This is a genomic window from Falsiphaeobacter marinintestinus (assembly GCF_007923355.1).
Classification (GTDB): domain Bacteria; phylum Pseudomonadota; class Alphaproteobacteria; order Rhodobacterales; family Rhodobacteraceae; genus Phaeobacter_A; species Phaeobacter_A marinintestinus.
The window spans coordinates 1-23,153 of the sequence record NZ_VOGO01000016.1 but is presented as its reverse complement, the minus strand read 5'-3'; the positions used below and the strand labels follow the sequence as shown (position 1 = coordinate 23,153).

At 60.7% G+C, this 23,153-nt stretch carries 19 protein-coding genes and 1 tRNA gene; 18 read left to right on the top strand and 2 right to left on the bottom strand.

Annotated elements, in window-relative coordinates; translation table 11 throughout:
* Positions 1–8 precede the first annotated feature (8 nt).
* The gene (locus tag FOY56_RS21445) at positions 9–794 is read right to left on the bottom strand and encodes an HAD-IIB family hydrolase (RefSeq protein WP_146348202.1); all 786 of its coding nucleotides are present in this window, start codon (positions 792–794) and stop codon (positions 9–11) included.
* A 186-nt stretch (positions 795–980) separates the two neighbouring features.
* On the opposite strand from FOY56_RS21445, the gene FOY56_RS21440 reads away from it, so the two are divergent.
* Together FOY56_RS21440 and FOY56_RS21435 are read left to right on the top strand one after the other, a co-directional pair.
* Entirely contained in the window at positions 981–1,373 is a 393-nt protein-coding gene (locus FOY56_RS21440) for a carboxymuconolactone decarboxylase family protein (protein WP_146348201.1), read from the top strand.
* Positions 1,374–1,436: 63 nt separating this feature from the next.
* Positions 1,437–1,946, top strand: coding sequence for a hypothetical protein (locus FOY56_RS21435; RefSeq protein ID WP_146348200.1), 510 nt, complete (start codon positions 1,437–1,439; stop codon positions 1,944–1,946).
* On the opposite strand, the gene FOY56_RS21430 is transcribed toward FOY56_RS21435, so the two are convergent.
* Positions 1,904–3,625, bottom strand: a complete 1,722-nt coding sequence (locus FOY56_RS21430; RefSeq protein ID WP_146348199.1) for an alpha/beta hydrolase — start codon at positions 3,623–3,625, stop codon at positions 1,904–1,906. The two genes, FOY56_RS21435 and FOY56_RS21430, sit on opposite strands and share 43 nt — an antisense overlap.
* Before the next feature lie 128 nt (positions 3,626–3,753).
* Here FOY56_RS21430 and FOY56_RS21425 point away from each other — a divergent pair, with 128 nt between their 5' ends.
* The 16 genes from FOY56_RS21425 to FOY56_RS21350 form a co-directional block, all read left to right on the top strand.
* On the top strand, positions 3,754–5,940 hold the full coding sequence (locus FOY56_RS21425; protein ID WP_146348198.1) for a caspase family protein: 2,187 nt from the start codon (positions 3,754–3,756) through the stop codon (positions 5,938–5,940).
* A gap of 39 nt (positions 5,941–5,979) precedes the next feature.
* The gene (locus FOY56_RS21420) at positions 5,980–7,041 is read left to right on the top strand and encodes a S1 family serine peptidase (RefSeq protein ID WP_146348197.1); all 1,062 of its coding nucleotides are present in this window, start codon (positions 5,980–5,982) and stop codon (positions 7,039–7,041) included.
* A complete protein-coding gene (locus FOY56_RS21415) occupies positions 7,028–7,834 on the top strand; it encodes a rhodanese-like domain-containing protein (protein WP_186766421.1) in 807 nt (268 codons plus the stop codon). Before FOY56_RS21420 ends, FOY56_RS21415 begins: the two co-directional genes overlap by 14 nt.
* A 4-nt stretch (positions 7,835–7,838) precedes the next feature.
* Positions 7,839–11,255: a CHAT domain-containing tetratricopeptide repeat protein gene (locus FOY56_RS21410; RefSeq protein ID WP_146348195.1), complete on the top strand. Its 3,417-nt coding sequence runs from the start codon at positions 7,839–7,841 to the stop codon at positions 11,253–11,255.
* A 227-nt stretch (positions 11,256–11,482) separates the two neighbouring features.
* Positions 11,483–12,475 carry a 1,2-phenylacetyl-CoA epoxidase subunit PaaA gene (gene paaA, locus FOY56_RS21405; protein ID WP_146348194.1) on the top strand — a complete coding sequence of 331 codons (993 nt, stop codon included), beginning with the start codon at positions 11,483–11,485 and terminating at the stop codon, positions 12,473–12,475.
* A 72-nt stretch (positions 12,476–12,547) separates the two neighbouring features.
* Entirely contained in the window at positions 12,548–12,832 is a 285-nt protein-coding gene (gene paaB / locus FOY56_RS21400) for a 1,2-phenylacetyl-CoA epoxidase subunit PaaB (protein ID WP_146348193.1), read from the top strand.
* Positions 12,832–13,593, top strand: a complete 762-nt coding sequence (paaC, locus tag FOY56_RS21395; RefSeq protein ID WP_146348192.1) for a 1,2-phenylacetyl-CoA epoxidase subunit PaaC — start codon at positions 12,832–12,834, stop codon at positions 13,591–13,593. The genes paaB and paaC overlap by 1 nt, the downstream gene beginning before the upstream one ends.
* A 75-nt stretch (positions 13,594–13,668) precedes the next feature.
* Positions 13,669–14,130 (top strand): 1,2-phenylacetyl-CoA epoxidase subunit PaaD, encoded by a 462-nt coding sequence (gene paaD, locus FOY56_RS21390; RefSeq protein WP_146348191.1) that lies wholly within the window; start codon positions 13,669–13,671, stop codon positions 14,128–14,130.
* Between the two features lie 13 nt (positions 14,131–14,143).
* Positions 14,144–15,217: a 2Fe-2S iron-sulfur cluster-binding protein gene (locus FOY56_RS21385; protein WP_146348190.1), complete on the top strand. Its 1,074-nt coding sequence runs from the start codon at positions 14,144–14,146 to the stop codon at positions 15,215–15,217.
* A gap of 13 nt (positions 15,218–15,230) precedes the next feature.
* The gene (locus FOY56_RS21380; protein WP_146348189.1) at positions 15,231–15,989 is read left to right on the top strand and encodes a Phenylacetic acid catabolic protein; all 759 of its coding nucleotides are present in this window, start codon (positions 15,231–15,233) and stop codon (positions 15,987–15,989) included.
* A 124-nt stretch (positions 15,990–16,113) separates the two neighbouring features.
* Positions 16,114–16,926, top strand: a complete 813-nt coding sequence (locus FOY56_RS21375; RefSeq protein WP_146348188.1) for a PaaX family transcriptional regulator C-terminal domain-containing protein — start codon at positions 16,114–16,116, stop codon at positions 16,924–16,926.
* 97 nt (positions 16,927–17,023) lie between these two features.
* Positions 17,024–18,493: a flavin-containing monooxygenase gene (locus tag FOY56_RS21370; protein ID WP_146348187.1), complete on the top strand. Its 1,470-nt coding sequence runs from the start codon at positions 17,024–17,026 to the stop codon at positions 18,491–18,493.
* Positions 18,494–18,510: 17 nt separating this feature from the next.
* On the top strand, positions 18,511–19,482 hold the full coding sequence (locus tag FOY56_RS21365; protein ID WP_146348186.1) for an alpha/beta fold hydrolase: 972 nt from the start codon (positions 18,511–18,513) through the stop codon (positions 19,480–19,482).
* Between the two features lie 96 nt (positions 19,483–19,578).
* Positions 19,579–19,655: transfer RNA gene (locus FOY56_RS21360), tRNA-Met, on the top strand.
* A 192-nt stretch (positions 19,656–19,847) separates the two neighbouring features.
* Positions 19,848–20,066: a hypothetical protein gene (locus tag FOY56_RS21355; RefSeq protein WP_186766420.1), complete on the top strand. Its 219-nt coding sequence runs from the start codon at positions 19,848–19,850 to the stop codon at positions 20,064–20,066.
* Positions 20,067–20,251: 185 nt separating this feature from the next.
* On the top strand, positions 20,252–23,153 hold a 2,902-nt coding region (locus FOY56_RS21350; protein ID WP_222435019.1), incomplete at its 3' end, for a beta strand repeat-containing protein.

Below are 23,153 nucleotides of genomic sequence, written 5' to 3'. Positions count from 1 at the left end.
AAGCGCTCCTAATCTTCGATGTTCAGTTTTGACAGTAACGCGGTCAGACCTTCGGTCCAACCGGCGGGGCCAGCTTGGGTTGTGCGGCAGATTCGCCCCTGCGCCTCGCCCGGTTGCTCTGGCAGCGGGGGCCGGTGCGGGTTGGCGATGATGATGCCATAATCGGCGGTGTTCAGCATCTCAAGATCATTCGGAGCGTCGCCCAGCGCGACACTTGGCGGATTTTGATAGTCTGCCGCGATATTGTGCATCCGGTCCGCCTTGGTTGCGCCAAAGCTGAGGGTCAGGAACCGCCCACCCATGCGCGCGGCTATGCCCTGTCCGCGCAACGCGTCAACAAAACGGTCCTGCTGGTCGGCTGATCCGTGCCACAGCCCGGGTTCGGAAAAGCTGCGTTGCCCGGCCAGGTCGGCCTGTTGTCGGGTCAGGCCGGTCACGTCCGCGATCCGCTCAGCGCCCATATCGCCGAACCCTTCGAACATGGCGCGCAGGCGGGCGTCGATGGCGTCCAAACCGGACCGCAACCGTACATATTCCGGGCCGGTTCGTACGGTTTGGACATCTGCGTCAACCAACCCCGCGCCGTTTTCGCAGATCATCGGGACCGGTCCCAGCGCCATGGCCTGACGGATCGGAACCATCTCGGGCGCGGTTTTGGAACTGGCAAGGACAACCGGGAATCCCAGATGTTTTAGTCGGATCAGCATCGGTTTTGCGGCGTCAAAGGAATAGGTGTCGTGATCCAGCAGGGTGCCATCAAGGTCGGAAAACACGATCAGGTCGGGACGCGTCATTGATGGTCTGGTTCGGGTAAGTCACTGGTCATGGTTCGATTTAGTCATGCTGCAAGTGCAAAGGCAACAGGGTTGCGATTGTGCATCATCGGATGCGAACCATGGACAAGCCACGGTTTCGCGCTTTCCAAATGCGCGGAATGGCTCTGAATGGAATATCAAACGCAACGCAAGAGGAGATGCGCCATGGCCGATCTGTTCAACGAAGACCTGTTCATGAAGGGGCTGGAGCAGCGCAAAGGGACATTGGGCGATGAATACGTCCAGAAATCGCTGAACGCAGCCGACGATTTCAGCCGCCCGTTTCAGGAAGCGATGACAGCCTGGTGCTGGGGGTTTGGCTGGGGCGACGATGTGATCGAACCCAAGACTCGCTCGATGATGAATCTGGCGATGCTGGGCGCGCTTGGAAAGATGAACGAATGGGAGATCCATTGCCGGGGTGCCCTGAACAACGGCGTCTCGAAAGAGGAAATCCGCGCCATCATCCACGTCGTCGCGATCTATTGCGGGGTGCCGCAGGGGCTGGAATGCTTCCGCGCCGCCCGCAAGGTTCTGGAAGAAGCCGGCGAACTTTGAGCCCGATTGGTTCGGGCGCGGGTTTTTGATAAGCTCGGGCCAGAAGCCAGCGGAGGTTTGGGGATGAAAGACGCGTCACAGGACGATGTACAAGGCGCTGGAGCCTATCAGCCCGGCCTTGAGCTGAAAGACCTGCTGACGCTTGCGATGCAGCTGAACCTGAGGATCGACACGCTGTGGCATCGGGTCGTTTATGCCCATGCGATCATGGTTGGCGTTCTGGTGTTCTTTGCCGACCCGAACAACGATTATCCGTTTACCATTCCGCGCCTGCTGGTGATGTTCTTTTATTCGATGAACACGGTGATCACCTTTGTCGCCTTTAACGAGGCGTTTCAGGGGCTGCGCGCTGCGGTCGAGGATGTCCGTGCCATGGGCGGATCAGAAGGACAGGTGCGCCGCTGGCTTGAGACCCGCAACTTTTCGTGGCACCTGAAGCGGCGCGCTGCCATTCTGATCGTGCTGTGGTGCGTGATCAGCTATCTGGTGCTGTATCCGCTGTTTGGGGATCTGGACCTGATCTATGGGGACTATTCGCCCAAAATGCCCGACACGACGCTTTCCAATTTCTGAGCCAGGTCAACGTCCAGAACCGTGTCCAGAATGATCTCGTGCACTTCCAGCGGCGACGTCACCTGCGCGCGCCTGAGATGGGCGAGAACGCTCAGCAAGTTGCGGTCGGCGCAGACACCGCTTTGATAGCGCCAGATTGGCAGGCCATCGTCAGTATCGCGGTCTTCCTGCATGCCGCAACGCTCGATCGGATCTGCGTTTTGCCAGAACAGGGTCATCATGTCGGCCAGCGCTGAACTGTCGTCGGCAAAATAGCTGTGCGCCAGCATGTCATCGCCCAGCTGGGACATGTCCACGCTGTCGACAACAGGATTGGTCAGCGTAAACGGCCCACCCAGACCGGCCCGCAAGGCGTTGCCATGCAGTTTGCGTGACGCGGTCAGCGCCCAGTCCTGATCGGACGCATAAAGCGTCAGCCGTTCGGCCAGCGGGTGGATGGTCGGCAACATCTCTTGAAACAGCCCGGCGTCGACGTCAGGTGCCGCAAACACCACCTGCCCCAGCAGCGGCTCGTCGCCTTCCTTGATGCCCATGCGCAGCGCCATCAGTTCAAGCGCATCGGTCAGGGCGCGATTGCCCATGCTGTGCGCCACCACGTGGATGGTTTCGGCCCCTGACCGTTCAAGCAACTCTTCCAGGAATGTCGAAAGCCGACGCCCGCTGAGACGCACGACGGCGGTGTCGGCAACGTATTTCACGGTCGATCCGAACGACGGCCAGGAATACAGAACCGGCACGCCATCATAGTTCATGTCATAGGCCATCTGCGCGGCCCGGCGGGCGGCCTGATCAAAACGCACGTTGTAGCCGTGGATGAACACGAACGCCTCGCGTTCGGGGCGGTCGGTGAATTCCCCCTGCAAGCGGCCATAAAAGCTGTCCGGGTCCAGCGGTTCGATGCTTTGCAAAACCACATGCTTGGCCGGGTCGGCCCGGAATTCCAACCGCCAGATCGACGGAGCCTCTAGCACGCCGGGGGTGTGGATCTCGGGCACGGTTACGGTTGCGACGCCCAGTTCCAGATCGCCCCGGCCGTTGCCGTAAAATTCGGAGGGCCTGTCCTTGCCAGACTGCGCCCGGTCGGTGGCGTAATACACATCGACCTCGCGAAAGCCGCCTGTGCCATCGCTGCGCGTGCCGTCAATGGCCCCTTCTGCTGCTATCTGTGCGGACGGAGGCAGCGGCAGGTTCAACGCCTCGGACAGGCGGGTGATGTCGCGGATGGTGTCGGCGATTGCCGTGGCAGGTTCAGCCCCGTCACGCTGCTGGTCCAGCATTGTGATCAAAACGTCCCGCGCGCCGCGTTGGTTATCTTCGCTTTCCATCAGAGCAGCAGCTTCGGCGAACAAGGGCACCGGGTCGACGTCAAGCGTGTCCCGGAACCGGACCGCAAAAGCGGCAAGTTGTGCGATGATCTGCGCGGCCTGTTCGATCTGGGCGCCTTCGATCAGAAGGTCGGCGGCAAGCCGGTAGAGGTCAAAAATCACCCGCGGGTCAGCGTCTGCCTCGGCCTGTGCGGCGTCCAGTAAATCGCTGATCCGGTCCAGTGCTGCGTCGGGGTCGGCATCGACAAGATAAGCCAGCGTGGCAAAACCGGGATCTTCCTGGGCTTTGACGTCTACGCCCGATCCAAGGACCAGCCCGCAGGCCAGAATGGCTCCGAAAAATGCTCTGTTCACGATACTTTGCACCCTTTCCGAAAAATTTTTCAGGATTCCCGCTGTCCCATGTCATGCTCAATGACAATTCGAATCAATATGCACAGAGCAGTTTTCTGTGCCATGATCTTGAACATAAGAATTGATTTATGACGATGACTATGTGTGAAAAACGCTTTTTTGTGCCGGTTCTGGCCTTTTTGATCACCGTGATGGCCGCGTTTTCTACGCCCGTTTCGGCCGAGACCCGCGCGATTCTTATCGGGGTGTCCGACTATGATGACACCATCAATCTGGCAGATCTTCAGGGTCCGGCAAATGACGTGCGCCTGCTGCAAACTATCCTGACCGAGCGGGGTGTAAGCGACCTGACGGTTCTGGCGGATGCCGTTGACGGCGGCACCAGACCGACCCGTGACGCGATCTTGGGGGCGTTCGCCGACATGGCCGGGCGCGCCGGTGCGGGCGATCTGGTTTATATCCACATGTCCGGTCATGGCACCCGGCAGGCGGATCGCGAAGGCGATGAGACCGACGGGTTGGACGAAGTGTTCCTGCCCGCCGACACGGCCCGGGCCGAAGCGGGCAGCAACATGATCCCCAACGCCATTGTCGATGATGAACTGGGCCGCGCGGTCACTGCGATCCGGCAAACCGGGGCGGATGTCTGGCTGGTGCTGGACAGTTGTCATTCGGGGTCCGGCCTGCGCGCGGCCAGCCCGCGCACTGCGTCACGCTTTGTCGATCCAAAGGTTCTGGGCGTGGATGTCGATGCCAGCCGCCAGACCGAGGCCGAGATTATCGAGACCGACGGGCCGGAACCACCCGGTGGATTGCTGGCGTTTTATGCCGCGCGGTCGTCAGAAGTGGCGCGTGAGATCGATTTTGCCGGAGAAGGCGATGATGCCGCCTGGTACGGCCTGTTCACGGCCAAACTGGCTGCGCGACTGGCCGAGACCTCGGGGCTGTCGTACCGGCAGCTGTTCCAGGCGGTGCTGAGCGACATGAATGACACCGGCCTTCCCGGCGGGGCGCGGTTGCAGACCCCCTTGTGGGAAGGATCGATGATTGATGCCGCTGTCTTCGGCGGACGGGCGACCAAAGGTGTGCGCCGGTTTGCGGTTCAAGGGGATGAGGTCATGGCCGGGCTGGTGCATGGCATGGGCGACGGGACGGTTTTGGGCCTTGTGGCCGACGCCGCCGATGCGCCGGATGCGATCATCGGCTATGCCCAGATGGAAGACACCGAAGCCACCCGCGCGTTTCTGCGCCCGGTGTCCGGCGATTGTGTACCTACGCAGGCCACACCCTGCCCGCTGGACGGCGCGCTGCCGGTTGCGGCGACATATGCACAGGTTGTCGCCCGGCCTGTCGACCTTGTGATCCGCGTTGCCCCACCCCGCGGACTGATGGATGGAGCATTGCTGGATCCAGGATCTGCGCCGGTTCAAGCGCTGCGCGAGGCGGTCGAAACCGTCAATGCCTCGGGGGCCGCACAAATCGAACTGGACGGCGCGACTTTCGATATCGAAAGCATCTGGGATGGCACTGAATTATGGTTCGGTCCACGGGCTGAGATTGGCGGCCAGCCGGTCGGTCTGAACGTCGCGCCCGAGGCCAGCACGCTTGTTGTGGCCTTGACCCGGATTGGTCGGGCCGAAGATTTGGCCCGGCTATTGGGGTCGGTGTCGGGCGGCGGATCGCTGTTGAACCCCAATCCGGTCGAAATTGACGTGGATTTGGTGCAGGTCAATGCCGCCGATCTGGCGCTGCCCGATGCGGGTGTGTCACCGCGCCGCGAATGTCGCGCGGCTCTGCGCGCCGTTGAGGGGCAATCGGGCCCGCTGCCGCCCAGCGCCGATCTGAAGCAATGTGATCAGGTCACGGTTCTGGCCCGGGGGGTCGTTTCTGGTGCGCGGGATGTGAACCGGGTGCATATTGATGCCAAGTTCTGCGTGCACGCGGCTTATGAACAAATCGAAGATGCCAACGCCGCGCGGCGTCTGGGGACGGATATGACGCTGTGTTCGGACTGCCCTGACGGGTATTCCGCCGGGGAAGAACGCATGTTCGTGATCGTCACCGAAGCCAAACCCAATGCCGAGGCCCTGAACCTGCAGGGTCTGGTCGAAACCTGCGGAGAGCTTGGCCGGACAACCCGCAGTGCGGCGCAGAACGACGTGGTTGATTTTCTTGCCAAGCTATCCGAGCGGCCCGGCACACGCGGCAATTTCGGATCGGTCGGGGTGGAAAACATCTGGGTCAGCCGTTTTGACTGGCGGGTCTTGCCCAAACCCGAGGCGTTTGCCCGTGCCGGGATCGCCCTGAACAAATGACAGGTAAGATTAGAATATCAGAATAAAGTGGAGGATCTTATGACCGGAACCGGATTTGCCAAACCCAAGCGACTTGTCCTTGGTCTGTTGCTGGGGTGTCTGGCGTTCAGTGCTGAGGCACAGGATGGTGGGCTTAAGGACATTGCAATCCCACAAGGCGCGAATGAGGTTCAGGTCCGCGCCCATGTTCTGGCGCTGAAACAGCAAGCCGGCATGCAAGACGACGTCACCCGGATCTTCGGTGGTCGCGCAGCGCAAGACGGGACATGGCCCGCACAGGTTTCGCTGCATTCGGCCGAGGCCGTGGATGGGTCGCCCGAAGGCCGGTTTCAGTCGCAGTTCTGTGGTGGCACGATCATTGCGCGCCAGTGGGTGCTGACGGCGGCGCACTGCGTCGTTGGTGATGACGGACGGCCCTCGGCCCCCGAAAGCATCCTGATCCGGTCGGGCGCGGTTGACATGCGCAACGGCGATTTTCGTAAAGTCAGTCGCGTGATCCCGCATGAGGATTACAATCCGGTCACCATCGATAATGACATCGCGTTGGTTCAGCTGGCCGAACCGATCACGCAAAGTTCGGGGCCGGTGGGGGCGATCAACGTCCAGAGCCAGGGCGAACAGCCCCCGGTCGGACCTGCGACAGTGATCGGGTGGGGCCGGATGGAAGACGGCAAGTTTCCCATTCAACTGATGGAAACAGATATCGACATCGTGCCGAACGGAACCTGCAATCAGGGCATGGCAGAACAGACCCGGCGCGACATGGGCGGTTTTCTTCTGGGCATGGGCGAGGTCAACCGGATCCCGCTGGAAACGCTGGAGCAGGCCTTTGCCATCCTGTCCCAAAACCTTGGAAACTCACTGACCGAGAACATGATCTGCGCCGGGACATCATCGGGTCAGCGCACCATGTGCAACGGCGACAGTGGCGGGCCGCTGATGGTCAAGGCGCCAAACGGGAACTGGGTGCAGGTTGGAGTGGTCAGCTGGAACCGGTCGCCGATCGGGTCGGACCGGAAATGCGGCCACGAAAGCCTGTATGGTGTTTACACACGCGTATCGCAGTACTTTGACTGGATTTCCGGCCATGTCCGGGGGTAAGGCAAGCGCCCGGGCCGCGCAACTGGCCCTTGCTTTTGTGCTGATCTCTGGAAGCGTTAGCGCACAATCCGCGTTCGGCGGGAGCTTTGACGAAAGCTTTACCCCGCCAACCACGCAACCGGTGCCGCAGTCGCCTCCGCAAGGCACGAATGACGGGTTTGGCGGCAGCTTTGACAATGGGGCGCCGTCTCAGCCCGATGCTGGCGGTGGAAGCGGGTTTTCGGGCGGCGGCTTTGAATCTGATTTTGTCCCGCCCAGACCCGGCCAAGAGCCTGAACAACAAGCTCAGCCAGAACCAGAGCCCACACCGCCGCAACGCCCACCTGTGGACGATTCAATTGCCCATTTCGAAGGGCGTGATTTCGGTGTGCCGCCAACATCGCAACTGCGGTCGGGTCAGATGCACGCGCCGACCCCCAGCACTGTGCCGGGCGCGTCCGTGGTCAGCACCTCGGGTCTGGTTCAGGCAATGAATGACGGCATCGACCTGGTGCTGGTCGATGTGCTGGGCGGCGATTACAGGTTGCCCGGTGCACTGATGGCCCCGGCGTTGTCGACCCCCGGTCACTTCAATGACCGACTGCAGCAGCAAGCCAAGACCTGGCTGGGCGAGATCACCCGAGGCGACACGGATTACCCGATCATCCTCTATTGCGCCGACCCGTATTGCTGGCTGAGTTACAACGCCGTTCTGCGCACGGTGGCGGCTGGGTTCACCAACGTCTATTGGTATCGCGGCGGTTTGCAGGCCTGGCAGATGGCCGGGTTGCGCTTAGAACCCTCTGGGTTCTGAGCCAATGCTGATGCGGTGGGCCGGGCCGATACTGGCCCTCGCACTATCGGCATTCACAGCGGCGGCGCAAACCGACCTTCAGGCGATGCACGACGCGACGCTTGAGGCGTTTCAGTCGGGCGATGCGGAACTGGCGATGGACCGGGCGCGCGCCGCGCTGGAGACTGCGCGCCGGATAGAGGCTCCGGAACCGGAGGCCTATGCGTTTGCGTTGAACAATGTGGCGTTTCTGCTGGTTGCTGCAGGCAAGGACACCGCAGAAGCCGAAGCGCTTTGGGCGGAAGCGCTGGCGTTTCTGACCGCCCGCGATCTGCGCGCGTCGCAGGCGGGGCTGACCGTGGCCATGCAACTGGCCGCACTGGACGCCCGGCAAGGGCGGACTGCAGTTGCCGCGGAGCGGATTGCGCTGGCTTTGAGCGACGCGCGTGGAACGCAATTTCAGGCCCCAGTGGCTGGGGCCGCTGCCACACAATTGCTGGACATGGGCGCCTATCAGGATGCCGTTGTCGCGTTTTCGGAGATGGCGCTTCTGGACCCTGAGCTGATCCGGAACTCCTATGGTGACGCCTATGTGAAGCTAAGCCAGTTGATCGAAGACGCCGAGACCGAAGGCCGGGCAAGCGATCTGGCGGCGCTGATCGAAGCCAAGATCATCATCGCCCGCATCTTTGTGGCGCCCGAAGACAGGGATAGCGCCATCCGCAACCTGCGGTTCCAGCGGTACTTCGCACTGCATCAGGCCGGCCAGCATGATCGCGCCCGGGACGCGTTGACGGCTTGGCTTACATCCGGGCCATTAAGCGCGGATGAACAGGACTTTGTGACCAGCATTTTGTCCACCGCCAAAGCCTTTGCCGACGGGGCCGAAATTCGGACCCTCGACGAATTAGAAACCGCACGCACTGCAATCACCATGTTGCGCGGGGTCGAGGCGCCCGAGGACGTTGATCTGGGCCAAGCCTTGCGGGCTGTGGCCCTCGCTGAAGCGCGATTTGGGCAGTATGAGCGCGCCGTTGATTACTTGAGCGATGCGGTGGCGATCCTGGCACGCAGTGAGGCAGGCCAGGCCGACCTGTCGCAAGCACAGGCCGAACTTGCCTGGTACCTGCACCTTCTGGGTCAATCGGATCAGGCGGCTGTCCTGTTTGCCCAAAGTGATGCTGCCCCTGCCCTGTCGATGTCCCCACTTGATGCCGCTGGATCGGCTCTTGACCGTGCGCAGTTTCACATTGATCTGGGCGAGTTGGTCTCGGCCCGGATCTGGATGGCCAAGGCTGGGCGCTTGTTGGCGGCAGACCCGGTGTCGAGACGCCAATCGGCCCTGAAGATCCGATACTTGAACTTGCAGGCGCTGCTTAACGCTGATCTGGGTGAGCCCGGCATTGACCGCGACAAGCTGATGGCCGCCCTGGACGATCAACGTCGGCTGGGCGGCGGGATGGATGCCGAGTTCGCGCTGAATCTTGCAAACGCGGCCAACTCTCTGGCGATGGCCGGCGCGTTTGAAGACGCCCGCGTTTTGGTGCAAGAGGCCGTCGCAATCAACACGACGACCCTGCCCGCAACAACGCCTGCGGCCTTGGACGCATTTGCCATGCTGCAACAGTTGAACCTGTTGCTGGGGGATCACGAGGCCACAATCGAGAACTTGCGGACCCTGACGGCTGCCCGACAGTCCCCGGCCTATCGCGATCGTTTGCCGGAAGTGTCTTGGGATTTTGAGCTGTTCGCCTGGGCGCTTCTGGCCGATCCCGACACCCGCACTGAGGCGCGTGTCGCCGAGGCCTTTGAAGCGTTGCAATGGACCCAGATCACCCGATCCGCCGAAGCGCTTGGCGTTCTGGAAACCCGGCTGGCGATTGATGATCCGGGGCGCGGGGCTTTGTTGCGCCGGAGGCAGGATCTGGTGGCCGCGTTCGAAGACGTCCAATCCCGACTGGCTGCGACGCGCACTGGGGGGGCAGAACCTGCGGCTCAGGATTTATCCGCCCAATTGACCGGGATCGACAACCAGCTGGCAGAGGTGAATTCGACGCTGGACGCCCTGGGGTTGGATACCAGCGGGGTCGGTCAGGTCGATCCGCTGGCATTGGCCGACGCGCAGGCGTTGCTGGCCCCGGACGAAGTGCTGGTGACCTTTCTGCTGCCCAGCCTGAACCCTGACGTGATCCCGGGGGTCGACGGGTCATCAAACCACGTTCTGGTGGTGACCCGGAGCGCAGTTCACGTGGCGCAAATGGGTGAAATCAGCCGTCGCCGGTTAAACGAGCGCATCAATGCGTTTCGGTGTGACGTGGCGATCAGTGACCCGGGGTGTGCAAATGGTGGCGCCGTGGGGCTACGCGGCGCGATGCTGGGCGGGGAAGACGATGTTCTGCCGGGTGGTTTTTTCGATCTGGACGCGGCTTTTGAGTTGTATTCCAATCTGTTCCAAGGTGTCGACGCGGTGCTGGCCGATCATCCGCATCTGATCATCGTGCCCCCTTCCGACATGCTGCGTCTGCCGTACGAGGCGTTGGTGACCTCGGACAAACCGGTTGATGCTCTTTCTGACGTCGATTGGCTGATCCGTCGCAATTCGGTGTCGGTTCTTCCGTCAATCGCAAGCCTGCGGGCGTTGCGGGGCGGGGACAGACCGGACCGGGCGCTCACATCGATGCTGGGATTCGGCGACCCGGTGATTGGAACAGGTGGGTCGGTCGACTGCGGCGGCATCGAGGTGGCCGCGCTGCGTGGAATCCCGCCTTTGGAGACACCTTTGTCGGATCAGGCGACACCAGATGGCTTGCCCCTTGCCGATGTCGGATTTCTAACCAGCCTGCCCCGGTTGGCGGATTCGCGATGCGAATTGAAGGCGATCCGGACCGCGTTTGATGACACGTCCCGCGTGGTGCTGGGCGATGCCGCCACCGAGACCGAAGTCAAGACTTTGGACGCCTCGGGCGCTTTGGCAGAATATGACGTTCTGGTGTTTGCCACCCATGGCCTGACGGCGGGTGAAACTGGCGCGGCCAGCCCGGGTTTGGTGTTGACCCCGCCAACCGTTGCGACGGGTGCGGATGACGGGTTGTTAAGCGCCAGCGAGATCGCGACGCTGGATCTGAATGCCGGGCTGGTCGTCCTGTCCGCCTGCAACACGGCTGCCGGGGACGGGCGGGATGCGGATGGGCTGTCCGGGCTGGCGCGGGCGTTCTTTCAGGCCGGGGCGCAGTCGTTGTTGGTGACGCATTGGTCGGTCTATTCCGCAGCTGCCGTCGATATCACGACCGGACTGTTCGACAGTTTGGCCCGCGATCCGGGCAAAAGTCATGCTGCAGCGTTGCGGGCCTCTGTGCTGTCTGTGCTGGACGATCCTGCGCGCCCTGCGTTTCATCATCATCCGTCTTACTGGGCCGCGTTTGCGATTGTGGGGGCGGGATGATGGAGACGATACGTTACTGAATTTTATTGATCTGACATTTTCGGTAACATTTCTCTTGATCCGAATCGGCGCCAGGCATAAAACCCGACCAAGCGGTCGCCTTATGGTGGGCTGCGCAGGATATGAAACCGGGTCTTAACGCTGCGCAATGCGCGGCAGTCGTGCTAGGCTGCATGCGTCGGGACCCCCGGCTTTAACCCTGCAACATGTGTCGGGAGGAACCTGAAATGTATGCACAGATGATCAAGACCGCCGGAACCGGCGTGAAAGACTCGTCCGAGATGACCGAACAAGAACGCCATTTTCAGGACCGGATCGACGCCGGCGAAAAGATCGAGCCCAAGGATTGGATGCCCGAAGATTATCGCGCGACGCTGATCCGCCAGATCGGTCAGCACGCCCATTCCGAGATCGTCGGTCAGTTGCCGGAAGGCAACTGGATCACCCGCGCGCCCACTTTGGAGCGCAAGGCGATCCTGCTGGCCAAAGTACAGGACGAAGCCGGGCATGGGTTGTACCTGTACTGCGCCGCCGAAACCTTGGGTGTGTCGCGGGATGAGCTGACCGAGATGCTGCTGGACGGCCGCATGAAGTATTCGTCGATCTTCAATTATCCAACGCTGAACTGGGCCGATATCGGCGCGGTTGGCTGGCTGGTTGATGGTGCCGCAATCATGAATCAGGTGCCGCTGCAGCGCACATCCTATGGCCCCTATTCCCGCGCGATGATCCGCATCTGCAAGGAAGAGTCGTTTCACCAGCGGCAGGGCTATGACATCATGATGAAGATGGCGCAGGGCACTGCCGCGCAAAAAGCGATGGCGCAGGACGCGCTGAATCGGCTGTGGTTCCCGTCGCTGATGATGTTTGGACCCTCTGACAAGGAATCCGTGCATTCGACCCAGTCGATGGCCTGGGGCATCAAGATCAACACCAATGACGAGCTGCGCCAGAAATTCGTCGACCAGACCGTGCCGCAGGCCGAATATCTGGGCCTGACCGTTCCCGATGAGCACCTGAAGTGGAACGACGCACGCGGGCATTACGATTTTTCGGAACCCGATTGGGACGAGTTCTTTGATGTGCTGCGCGGCAATGGCCCCTGCAACAAAGACCGCATGGCGGCCCGCAACACAGCCTGGGACGATGGCAAATGGGTCCGGGACGGCCTGCTTGCCCACGCTCGCAAGAAAAACGTATCCCGGATGGCGGCTGAGTAACTCTGCCTGCCGCCCCGAACGACCCAAACCCGGCCAGCATCCGCAGGCACGGGACCAGGAGGAGGACCCCTGATGAACAATGAATGGCCCCTGTGGGAAGTCTTTATTCGTGGCCAGCATGGCATGAGCCACCGGCATGTCGGGTCGCTGCATGCGCCCGACGCCGAGATGGCGATCAAGAACGCCCGCGACGTGTACACCCGCCGCAACGAAGGCGTGTCGATCTGGGTGGTGGAGGCCGCCAACATCGCAGCGTCGTCACCATCGCAAAAAGGGCCACTGTACGAGCCGTCCGAGTCCAAAGTGTATCGGCACCCGACATTCTTCGACATTCCCGACGACGTGGGGGCGATGTGATGACCCACGACGAAGCATTGCTGCAGTTCTTGCTGCGGATGGGCGACAACACCCTGATCCTTGGCCACCGGGTCAGCGAATGGTGTGGCCATGCGCCGGTGCTGGAAGAAGACATCGCGCTGGCCAACACGGCGCTGGATCTGATCGGTCAGACTCAGCTGTGGCTGGGCCTTGCGGCCGACGTGCAAGGCGACGGCAAGACCGCCGATGACATGGCGTTTCTGCGCGACGCCTGGGATTTTCGCAACGTGCTCCTGGTGGAAATGCCGAATGGCGATTTCGGTCAGACCCTGATGCGTCAGTTCCTGTTTGATGCCTGGCATTCAATCATGCTGGGCCGGTTGATCACGTCGTCCGACCCGCGAGTGGCCGAGATTGCCGAAAAGGCGTCCAAAGAGGTTGCGTACCATCTGGAACGCTCCGGCGACACGGTTGTCGGTCTGGCTGATGGAACCGAAGAAAGCCATGCCCGGATGCAGGCAGCGCTGGACTATCTGTACCCCTACGTGGGTGAGATGTTTCTGAGCGATGCCACCGACGCCGAAATGGTCGCCGCGGGGATTGCCCCGGATCCAGCCGGATTGCGTGATGAGTATGACGCTTTGGTTGGCCGCATTGTGGACACAGCGACGCTGACCCTGCCGGATGGCCGGTTCACCCACAAGGGCGGACGCGACGGTCGGATGCATACCGAGCATCTGGGCCATCTGCTGACGCAGATGCAGTGGCTGCAACGCGCCTATCCGGGCGCAAGCTGGTAGAACCTAAATACTGGGTGCCGAGATTTTTCGTCGAAAAATCTTTGGCGTTGAGACCGGGATGGACACATACGCAACATGGCGCAGGTAAGCACAGAACAGGTCTGGGACTGGCTGGATGACGTCCCCGACCCAGAAATCCCGGTGATCAGCCTTGTCGATCTGGGCATCATCCGGGATGTCCGCTGGGAGGAGGACACGCTGGTCGTATCGGTCACACCCACCTATTCCGGGTGCCCGGCGACCAGCGTGATCAACCTGGACATCGAAACCGCTTTGCGCGGCCATGGGATCGACAAGTTGGAGTTGCGGCGTCAGTTGTCGCCCGCGTGGACCACCGACTGGCTATCGCAGAAGGGCCGCAAAAAGCTGGAAGACTATGGCATCGCCCCGCCGCAACCGGCGGGTGGGCCCGCGAAATGCCCCAATTGCGGCAGCAAGAACCTCCAGAAGGTCAGCCAGTTTGGCTCGACCCCCTGCAAGGCGCATTGGCGTTGTCAGGACTGTCTGGAACCCTTTGATTATTTCAAGTGCATCTGAGGAAGGAGCACTCATGGCGCGCTTTCATGACCTGACCGTCACCGACGTCCACAAGACAATTCGCGATGCGGTGGTGGTGACTTTAAAGCCCGAAAACGGCGCGGCAGACGCGTTCGATTTCACCCAAGGCCAATACCTGACCTTCCGTCGGGATTTCGACGGAGAAGAACTGCGCCGGTCCTATTCGATCTGTGCGGGCAAGGATGACGGCATCCTGCAGGTCGGCATAAAACGGGTCGAGGGCGGCGCGTTTTCGACCTGGGCGAACGAGCATCTGCAGGTCGGCGATACGCTTCAGGCGATGTCACCGATGGGATCGTTCTTTACCGAGATCAATCCGGGCATTGCCCGGCAGTATCTGGGGTTTGCCGGAGGGTCAGGCGTGACGCCGGTCCTGTCGATCCTGAAGACGACGTTGGCACGAGAACCAAAGTCGAGTTTCACGCTGGTTTATGCCAACAAGGGTGTGAACACGATCATGTTCCGCGAAGAGCTGGAGGATCTGAAGAACCAGTTTATGGGACGGTTGAACGTGATCCATGTGCTGGAATCCGATGCGCAGGATATCGAACTGTTCACCGGGTTGGTGACGGAAGAGAAATGCGCGCAGCTGTTTGAACACTGGATTGATATCAAGAGTGTCGACACCGCGTTCATCTGTGGGCCGGAACCGATGATGTTGGGCATCGCGGCGGCGTTGCGTACGGCAGGTCTGAGCGACAGCCAGATCAAGTTCGAACTGTTCGCAAGTGCCCAACCTGGTCGGCTGAAGCGCAAGGTCGTGTCGGTGGATGCTGCGAGCAGCGCCAATCAGACGACGGCAGCGATCACGTTGGATGGGGCGACCCAGACCGTGACCAGCCCCAAGGATGTGTCAATCCTGGATGCCGCATTGCAGAACGCGATGGACGCGCCCTATGCCTGCAAGGCCGGGGTTTGTTCGACCTGCCGCTGCAAGGTGTTGGAGGGCGAGGTCGAAATGGTCGCAAACCACGCGCTGGAGGACTATGAGGTATCGCAGGGCTATGTCCTGTCGTGCCAGTCCTTCCCGCTGACCGACAAAGTCGTCGTGGATTACGACCAATAGAGGGGGACCGATCATGGCCGAAGACATGAGCATTGAAAGCTATCTGGCTGCGGGCGGCGTTCTGACCAACCCGACCAATGTGCCGCCACGCTATCGTGCTGAGCTGATGAAGCTGATGGCAACCTTTGTCGACAGTGAGCTGGCAGGGGCTGCCGGGTTTGCCGACATCATCAATCAGGGTCCCGGCATCAAGGAACGCATCGCGGCCGCCAAAATCGTTCTGGAAAAGACCGACAATGCCGATCGTGTTTTGCAGATCATGGGCGACTTCGGGGCCGATACAGCGCGCTATGCCACGCATCACCCCTGGACCGCCCGGTTGGCGCGGGACGCTGATATTGGGGCCACCCGGTCGGAACATGACATGCGGCTGGCCGTGTTCAACTATCCATTGCAGGGCTGGACCGATGCTGTGGTGATGAACCTGCTGATGGGCCGTGCTGTTGGAGTGCAACTGTCCGAGTTTTCGCAGGTGTCCTATCAGCCGTTGGCCGAAGCATTTCGCGCGGTTATCCCGCTCGAAGCCCGCCATGCCGAGTTGGCGCAAGAAGGTTTCGAGCGGTTGATGCAAAGCGACCCTGAAGCCGTGCAGGCCAGTGTCGACTATTGGTGGCCACGGGTGGCAGCCTCGTTCGGGTCTGCAGCGTCGTCGCGGGCAGACAGCCTGAAATCCATGGGGTTGCGCAAGACGGAAAACGCTGCGTTGCGCGCCCGTTGGGAAAATGAAACCGGGGCGATTTTGATTAGGCTGGGCCTTGTTCCGGGCACGTGAGCGCTCCCGCCCATCGTTGCGGCCCTGACGGGCCGCGCCTTTGGTTGGGCCGGGCGTCGCACGGTGCCCGCGCGACGCGGATGCGCATATGGCAATGCCGCCGGTTCCGACTTAAGTTCGCGCGATGAACGACGCCCCGCCAGATTGGTTCACGTTGGCCGCACGCACCCTGTCTGACCCGCAGAACCAGCGGGTCTGGTCGGTGATCGTGTCGGTGTTTGGGGATCTGGCGCAAGGCGACGGTGACACGCTGAGCGGCGGCGCTTTGACCCGCATCATGATGCCGATGGGTCTGAAACCGGATGCAATCCGCGTGGCGCTGCATCGATTGCGCAAGGACAGCTGGATCGAAAGCATGCGCCGCGGTCGGACCAGCAGGCATTTCCTGACCGCCTTTGGCCGGGCGCAAAGTGCCGGGGTCACACCCCGCATCTATGACCGAAACCCCGAAACTCCGAAATCCTGGCACGTTCTGATCGCGGATGAGGCGACCGGACAATCCACGCTGGACGACCTATTGCTGTCCGCCGACTATGTCAGTGTCGGGCGCAACGCGGCCCTGGGTCATGGCGCCATTCCCGACAATTGTGACGACCTTCTGGTTCTGAACGTGACGGCGCTGTCGGTTCCCGAGTGGTTGCGCAACAGATTGTGCCCACCTGACCTGAGGCGGGCATGCGCGCAATTGCTGGCGGATGTTGAGCATGTATTGGCCTTGCACCCTGCCCCTCACACCCTGACGCCCAGCCAGGTCGCGACGTTGCGGGCGTTGATCGTACATCGCTGGCGCCGGGTTGTTTTGCGTCATCCGAACTTGCCTGCCGACTATTTCCCGCCGGACTGGCCAGAAGCCACCTGCCGCGCGCGGGTGTTCGAACTGCTGGATCTTTTGCCTCGGCCCGCGTTGGATCAGCTGGAAACCGATGGCGCATCCTGAGCCCCGGCAACGTTGGGTCACCACGGGTATGCGCTCTTTCATTGCTCTGCAGATTGCCTAAACTGATTCAATCTTTGCGCGATCCGAGGACCCTGACATGCCCGGCCAGAATACGACCGACCTTTTGATCGTGGGCGCAGGCTTTGGCGGGTTGATCATGGCGATCGAAGCGCGAAAACGTGGGATCCGGGACATTGTCATCCTTGAGAAAGCTGACGAGGTTGGTGGCACCTGGCGTGAGAACACCTATCCCGGCGTCGCCTGTGATGTGCCTTCACATCTGTATTCGATGGCGTCACATCCCAATCCTGACTGGACGACGGCCTATGCCGGTGGCGGCGAAATTCAGGCCTATATCCAGCGCGTCGCACAGGACGAGGGCTTGTATGATCTTTGCAGGTTCAAGCGGACGTTCAAATCAGCGAAATGGGACGGCGCACAATGGCAAATCGACACCGAAGGCGGCGAACGCTGGTCGGCGAAGGTGTTCGTATCGGCCCTTGGCCCGTTGCATGTGCCGCAGATCCCTGCCCTCCCCGGGGCTGACAGTTTTTTAGGGCCGTGCTTCCATTCGGCACAATGGGATCACGACGTCGATCTGACGGGCAAACGGGTGGCCGTTGTCGGTAGCGGTGCTTCGGTCATCCAGTTCGTGCCCGAGATCGCCAAGACTGCTGGCCGGGTCAGTGTGTTCCAGCGCTCTGCGCCCTATGTGATCCCGCGGCCTGACGGCCCGATTTCGCCCATTTGGCGCACGCTTTACCGCGCCCTGCCCTTCACGCGTCAGCTGCGGCGGCAATCGATCTATCACATGATGGAGATGCGCCATGGCGTCTTCATGGGCAAGGAAAAGGCCGTCAATTTCGCGATGAACCTGTGGCGCAAGGGAATGGAGCGGTCGATCACAGACCCGGAGATGCGCAACGCGCTGACGCCGGATTATCGCATTGGCTGCAAACGCATCCTGAGTTCGAACGCCTGGTACAAGGCGCTGGCACGCGACAACGTCGATCTGATCCCCAGCGGGGTAGCCAGGATTGATCGGACCCGCGTGATCGCCGCAACCGGTGAAAGCATTGAAGCCGACGTTCTGATCTGGGGCACGGGGTTTCAGGTCACGGATGCCCTTGAACGTCTGGATATCACGGGCGACGGCGGGCACAGTCTGGCCGAGACCTGGAAAGATGGCGTTTCAGCCCATCTGGGTGTCAGTGTAGCCGGGTTTCCGAACCTGTTCTTTCTGCTGGGGCCTAATACCGGGCTGGGCCACAATTCGGTCGTGCTGATGATCGAGGCGCAGGTGGAACACATCTGCCGTCTGTTGGATCAGATGAAACAAAGCGGCACAGCTGCGATTGAACCGCTGGAAAGCGCCCAGGCTGACTTTGCTGGTGAAATGTCAGACAGGCTGTCAGAGTCGGTCTGGCAAAATGGGGGATGTGCATCCTGGTATCAGGATGCCAGCGGTCATACTCCGGTGCTGTGGCCCGGAACTGTTGGTGAATACCGCAAACGCATGCGGGCCGCCGGGATAGAGCAATACCGCCCTGTCGAAATCGAGCCCTGATGAGAGGTTTTTAGGTTATGACCGTACTGCTTTATCTGATCTTCGCCGTTCTGTTGTTGCTGGCCGCCGCGTTTCTGTGGACCCGATATCTGGGGCGAGATGCCGAGACACTGGTGCCGCAACTCGGCCAGCTTGCCAAGGTTGATGGCGGCACCCTGCACTATATCGATACCGGCCCCCGCGACGGGCAGGTTTTGGTGCTGATCCATGGGCTCTCCGGGCAGATGCAGCATATGACCTATGCCCTGAGCGACGCACTGGCCAAGGATTACCGCGTCATCGCGGTGGACAGACCCGGCTGCGGATACTCTGAACGAGACAGTGACGCGCTGGCAGATCTGGAAGATCAGGGGCGGATGATCGGCGAATTGCTGGATCAGCTAAAGGTCGACAAGCCGGTTCTGGTCGGCCATTCGCTGGGTGGTGGCGTGTCACTTGCCATGGCGCTGAACCGGCCCGAAAAAACCGCCGGACTGGCTCTGATCTGCCCGCTGACACATCCCGAAGACAGCCCGTCCGACGCGTTCAAGGGGCTGGCCGTCACATCACCATTCTTGCGCCGCTTGATCGGCAACACAATTGCGGTGCCGATGGCCAAACGTACAGCCCCCGCAGTGCTTCAGATGGTGTTTCGGCCCGATACCTGCCCCGATGATTTCATGATCCGTGGCGGCGCTGCCCTGGGCCTTAAGCCGAAAGCGTTTATCACAGCGTCAGGAGATTTTGTGGCGGCTGACAGTTCGATCCGACGACTGGCCCCCCGCTATGGCGCTGAACTCAAGATCCCCGGCGGGGTCCTGTTTGGCGGCGACGATAACGTGCTGTCCCCGGCCAAGCATGGCGATCCTATGGCGGCCTACGGAATGGTTTATGAAACGCTGCCCGGTACCGGCCACATGATCCCGATCACAGCTTCAGACGGATGCGAGGCTTTCATCCGTCGCATGGCCGCATCCTGCGCCAGAAGATGCGTCGGACGGACCACCTGAGATCGTGCGGGATTACAGGTGGACCAACAATCCGCGCTTAAGTCCAGATACCCTCTTGACCCTCCCTGCCGACTCCCCTAAATCGCCTCTCACCGTGGCGGAGTAGCTCAGGTGGTTAGAGCAGCGGAATCATAATCCGCGTGTCGGGGGTTCAAGTCCCTCCTCCGCTACCACTTCAATCCCAGATCAGTCGACTTTCGCGTCCAACGGGGTATCCTTGTCGGTGCTCTGTGCGTTTCGGCTTCACACACTTGTCCGGGCTTTCTCGATTGACGCCCCTGCCGCCCCCTGCGCGGATGGGCTGATACAATTTTTATATCGCGCTCAATATCGGCGAGCCCCGGTTCGCGCATGATTTCGAAGCGGTGACCCATGATGCGCCCGCCTTTGACGAACAACTGGGGCTGGACGGCCTGCACCGGGTGCGTGCCAAGGTCGAGCCGAGCCCGCGCAAGACCATCCTGCCGCCCGACGTGTTCGAGAAATACGCCGGGCTGTCGTTCTGGCAGGACCTGCAGAACTGCGCCGCCTTCCGTATTGTTGCCAAACCGCAGGAAGCCGCTGAGACAACTGTGAAAGGGTGATCAGCGCGACGGGCCAATCTTGATCAAGGATTAAGGTGCTGACATTGTTGTCAAAATATTCTTTGCCTTGTTAACACTGCTCCGTTAACCTTCTTCAAGTTTAAATAGCATTCGCTTGTTGATGGCCCGTACCGGGCGCAGCAATGCCGATCTGGGGATGCCTTCATTTTTGGAGAGGTATCCTGATGGCCAATTTCATAGTTGATACAACTTCGGATGTCGTGGATGCAGCTGACGGTGTTACTTCGCTGAGAGAAGCGATTGCCCTTGCTGATGCGGTTGCCGGAGTTGACACGATCACCTTTGATGCCGCGTTATCCGGTCAGACGATCACGCTGGGCGGAACCGAGCTGGTTCTGTCCACTGATGTGACCATCGACGGCGATATCGACGGGGACGATGTGGCCGACATCACGATCTCGGGCAACGATGCCTCCCGCGTGTTCAGTGCGACTGGTGGAACATCGACCCTGCACGCCCTGACGATCACGGATGGCTACGCCGGGGCCGGTGGTGGCGTTTTCGTTGTCTCCGGCGCCACAGTCGATCTGGCCAACTGCACGCTCAGCGGGAATGTCGCGGACTTCGGCGGCGGGATTTTCAATCGTGGCACCGCGACGCTGACCAACAGCACGCTCAGCGGGAATGAAGCGGCCTACGGCGGCGCGATCGTGAACACTGGCACCGCGACGCTGACCAACAGCACGATCAGCGGGAATGAAGCGAACTACGGCGGCGGGTTCTTCAATGGCGCTGCTGGCACCGCGACGCTGACCAACAGCACGCTCAGCTTGAATGACGCGGACTTCGGCGGCGGGATCTTCAACGAGGGCACGGCGACGCTTATCAACAGCACGCTCAGCTTGAATGGCGCGTACAACGGCGGCGGGATCTTCAACGAGGGCACGGCGACGCTTATCAACAGCACACTCAGCGGGAATGGCGCGAGCCGCCATGGCGGCGGGATCATCAACGAGGGCACGGCGACGCTAACCAACAGCACGCTCAGCGGGAATTATGCGGGATATGGCGGCGGGATCATCAACGAGGGCACGGCGACGCTAACCAACAGCACGCTCAGCGGGAATTGGGCGGAATGGGAAGGGGGCGGGATTGACAACACTAGCACGGCGATTCTGTACGTGACGAACAGCACGCTCAGCGGGAATTATGCGCGATATGGCGGCGGGATTTTAAACGATGGCCTGGCGGCGCTGACCAACAGCACGCTCAGCGGCAATACGGCGAGACATGGCGGCGGGATTTACAACTATGGCCTGGCGGCGCTGACCAACAGTATCGTATTGGGCAATTCTGCTTGGGAAGGGGACGATGATGTTTCTGGCTCGGTGACCGCAACCAACTCTATCACCTCCGGAATAGCGGCAGATGTATTTGCCGCTCTGGACGGCATTGGCGGCGGATTTCTGGCCAACAATGGCGGGCCGGTTCTGACGATCGCTCTCAATACAAGCGCGACCAATCCGGCGCTGGATGCGGGGGATGACAGTGCGGCGCCGGTGACGGATGCTGCCGGTAACGTGCGTGTTGACCTGGATGTTGCCAACAACGGCGCGAATTTCAGCGATCTGGGGGCTGTTGAAGCGCCGGAAGCCGACAGCCTGCACGTGACCACCAATTTGGATGTTGTAGATAGTTATGATGGATTAACCTCACTGCGCGAAGCTCTGGCTTTGGCCAATTCGGATGCTGATCTCAGCACGATTACGTTTGATGCAAGCCTGTCTGGCCAGACCATTGTTCTGGGTGGAACACAGTTGAGCATCTCAAGTGACATGATCATTGACGGTGATCTCAACGGCGACGATATCGCGGACATCACGATCTCGGGCAATGATGCATCGCGCGTGTTGTCTGTGAGCAGCGACGCAACGCTTCAATCGCTGACACTCATCAACGGCGATGCGGGATCCGACAACGGCGGCGGCCTGAAGATCACAAGTGGCTCTGACGTTCATCTGATCAACAGCACGATCAGTGGAAACAGCGCCTATCGCGGGGGGGGTATCCGCAACGAAGGCACGGTGACACTGACCAACAGCACGGTCAGCGGGAATAACGCGGTTCATTCGGGTGCTGGCATTTATAACACCGGTACGGCAACGCTGACCAACGCTACGATTAGCGGAAACACTGGCGGGCGTGGCGGCGGTTTATATGTCACCAGCGGCGCCAATGTGAACATTGCCAACAGCACGCTCAGCAACAACTTCGGATCCTACGGCGGCGCGATCGCGAACTCTGGCACTGTGTCGCTGACCAACAGCACACTGCACGACAATTCTGCGATTGCCGGAGGTGGGATACACAACCTTGGCTCGGCCACATTGGTGAGCAGTACGCTGAACGGTAATACTGCCGTCGACGATGGCGGTGGGATACGCGCGGGTGACTACGCGACGACGACACTCACCAACAGCACGGTCAGCGGCAACTCTGCCGGACGGTTCGGCGGCGGGCTTTCAAATGGCAGCCCCAACGCAATCGATCTGACCAACAGCATCGTTCTTGGCAATACGGCAGGTACCAGTGGAGCCGAGATCAGCGGTGCTGTTTCGGCCACGACATCGCTGACCGGTGGCGGCGGCGTGGTGGCAGCAGACGTCTTTGCGACATTGGATGGGACTGGCGGTTTGCTGGCAGACAATGGCGGACCGGTGCAGACGATTGCATTGAAGCTTGACGCGGCAAACCCCGCGCTGGATGCGGGCGATGACAGCATTGCACCTGCGACCGACGCATCCGGCGCAACGCGCATCGATGACGCGGCGGTCGCAAACAACGGGGCCAATATCAGTGATCTTGGAGCGTTGGAAGGGCTTACCGAAGCACCGAGCCTGATTGTCAACACCACTTCGGATGTTGTCGATAGTCGTGATGGCGAAACCTCCCTTCGCGAGGCGTTGGCCTTAGCCAATTCCAACGCAGATGCCAGCGCGATTACTTTTGACGCAAGCTTGGCCGGCCAAACCATCACGTTGACAGGACACTTGTTGCTGACCTCGGATGTGACCATCGATGGTGATGTCGATGGCGATGATGTCGCTGACATCACGGTCTCTGGCG

Bases quoted from the DNA above. Each gene is read 5' to 3' on its own strand.
- FOY56_RS21445 (WP_146348202.1), bottom strand. From the start codon at position 794: ATGACGCGTCCCGACCTGATCGTGTTTTCCGACCTTGATGGCACCCTG.
- FOY56_RS21440 (WP_146348201.1), top strand. From the start codon at position 981: ATGGCCGATCTGTTCAACGAAGACCTGTTCATGAAGGGGCTGGAGCAG.
- FOY56_RS21435 (WP_146348200.1), top strand. From the start codon at position 1,437: ATGAAAGACGCGTCACAGGACGATGTACAAGGCGCTGGAGCCTATCAG.
- FOY56_RS21425 (WP_146348198.1), top strand. From the start codon at position 3,754: ATGACGATGACTATGTGTGAAAAACGCTTTTTTGTGCCGGTTCTGGCC.
- FOY56_RS21420 (WP_146348197.1), top strand. From the start codon at position 5,980: ATGACCGGAACCGGATTTGCCAAACCCAAGCGACTTGTCCTTGGTCTG.
- FOY56_RS21415 (WP_186766421.1), top strand. From the start codon at position 7,028: ATGTCCGGGGGTAAGGCAAGCGCCCGGGCCGCGCAACTGGCCCTTGCT.
- FOY56_RS21410 (WP_146348195.1), top strand. From the start codon at position 7,839: ATGCTGATGCGGTGGGCCGGGCCGATACTGGCCCTCGCACTATCGGCA.
- paaA (WP_146348194.1), top strand. From the start codon at position 11,483: ATGTATGCACAGATGATCAAGACCGCCGGAACCGGCGTGAAAGACTCG.
- paaB (WP_146348193.1), top strand. From the start codon at position 12,548: ATGAACAATGAATGGCCCCTGTGGGAAGTCTTTATTCGTGGCCAGCAT.
- paaC (WP_146348192.1), top strand. From the start codon at position 12,832: ATGACCCACGACGAAGCATTGCTGCAGTTCTTGCTGCGGATGGGCGAC.
- paaD (WP_146348191.1), top strand. From the start codon at position 13,669: ATGGCGCAGGTAAGCACAGAACAGGTCTGGGACTGGCTGGATGACGTC.
- FOY56_RS21385 (WP_146348190.1), top strand. From the start codon at position 14,144: ATGGCGCGCTTTCATGACCTGACCGTCACCGACGTCCACAAGACAATT.
- FOY56_RS21380 (WP_146348189.1), top strand. From the start codon at position 15,231: ATGGCCGAAGACATGAGCATTGAAAGCTATCTGGCTGCGGGCGGCGTT.
- FOY56_RS21375 (WP_146348188.1), top strand. From the start codon at position 16,114: ATGAACGACGCCCCGCCAGATTGGTTCACGTTGGCCGCACGCACCCTG.
- FOY56_RS21370 (WP_146348187.1), top strand. From the start codon at position 17,024: ATGCCCGGCCAGAATACGACCGACCTTTTGATCGTGGGCGCAGGCTTT.
- FOY56_RS21365 (WP_146348186.1), top strand. From the start codon at position 18,511: ATGACCGTACTGCTTTATCTGATCTTCGCCGTTCTGTTGTTGCTGGCC.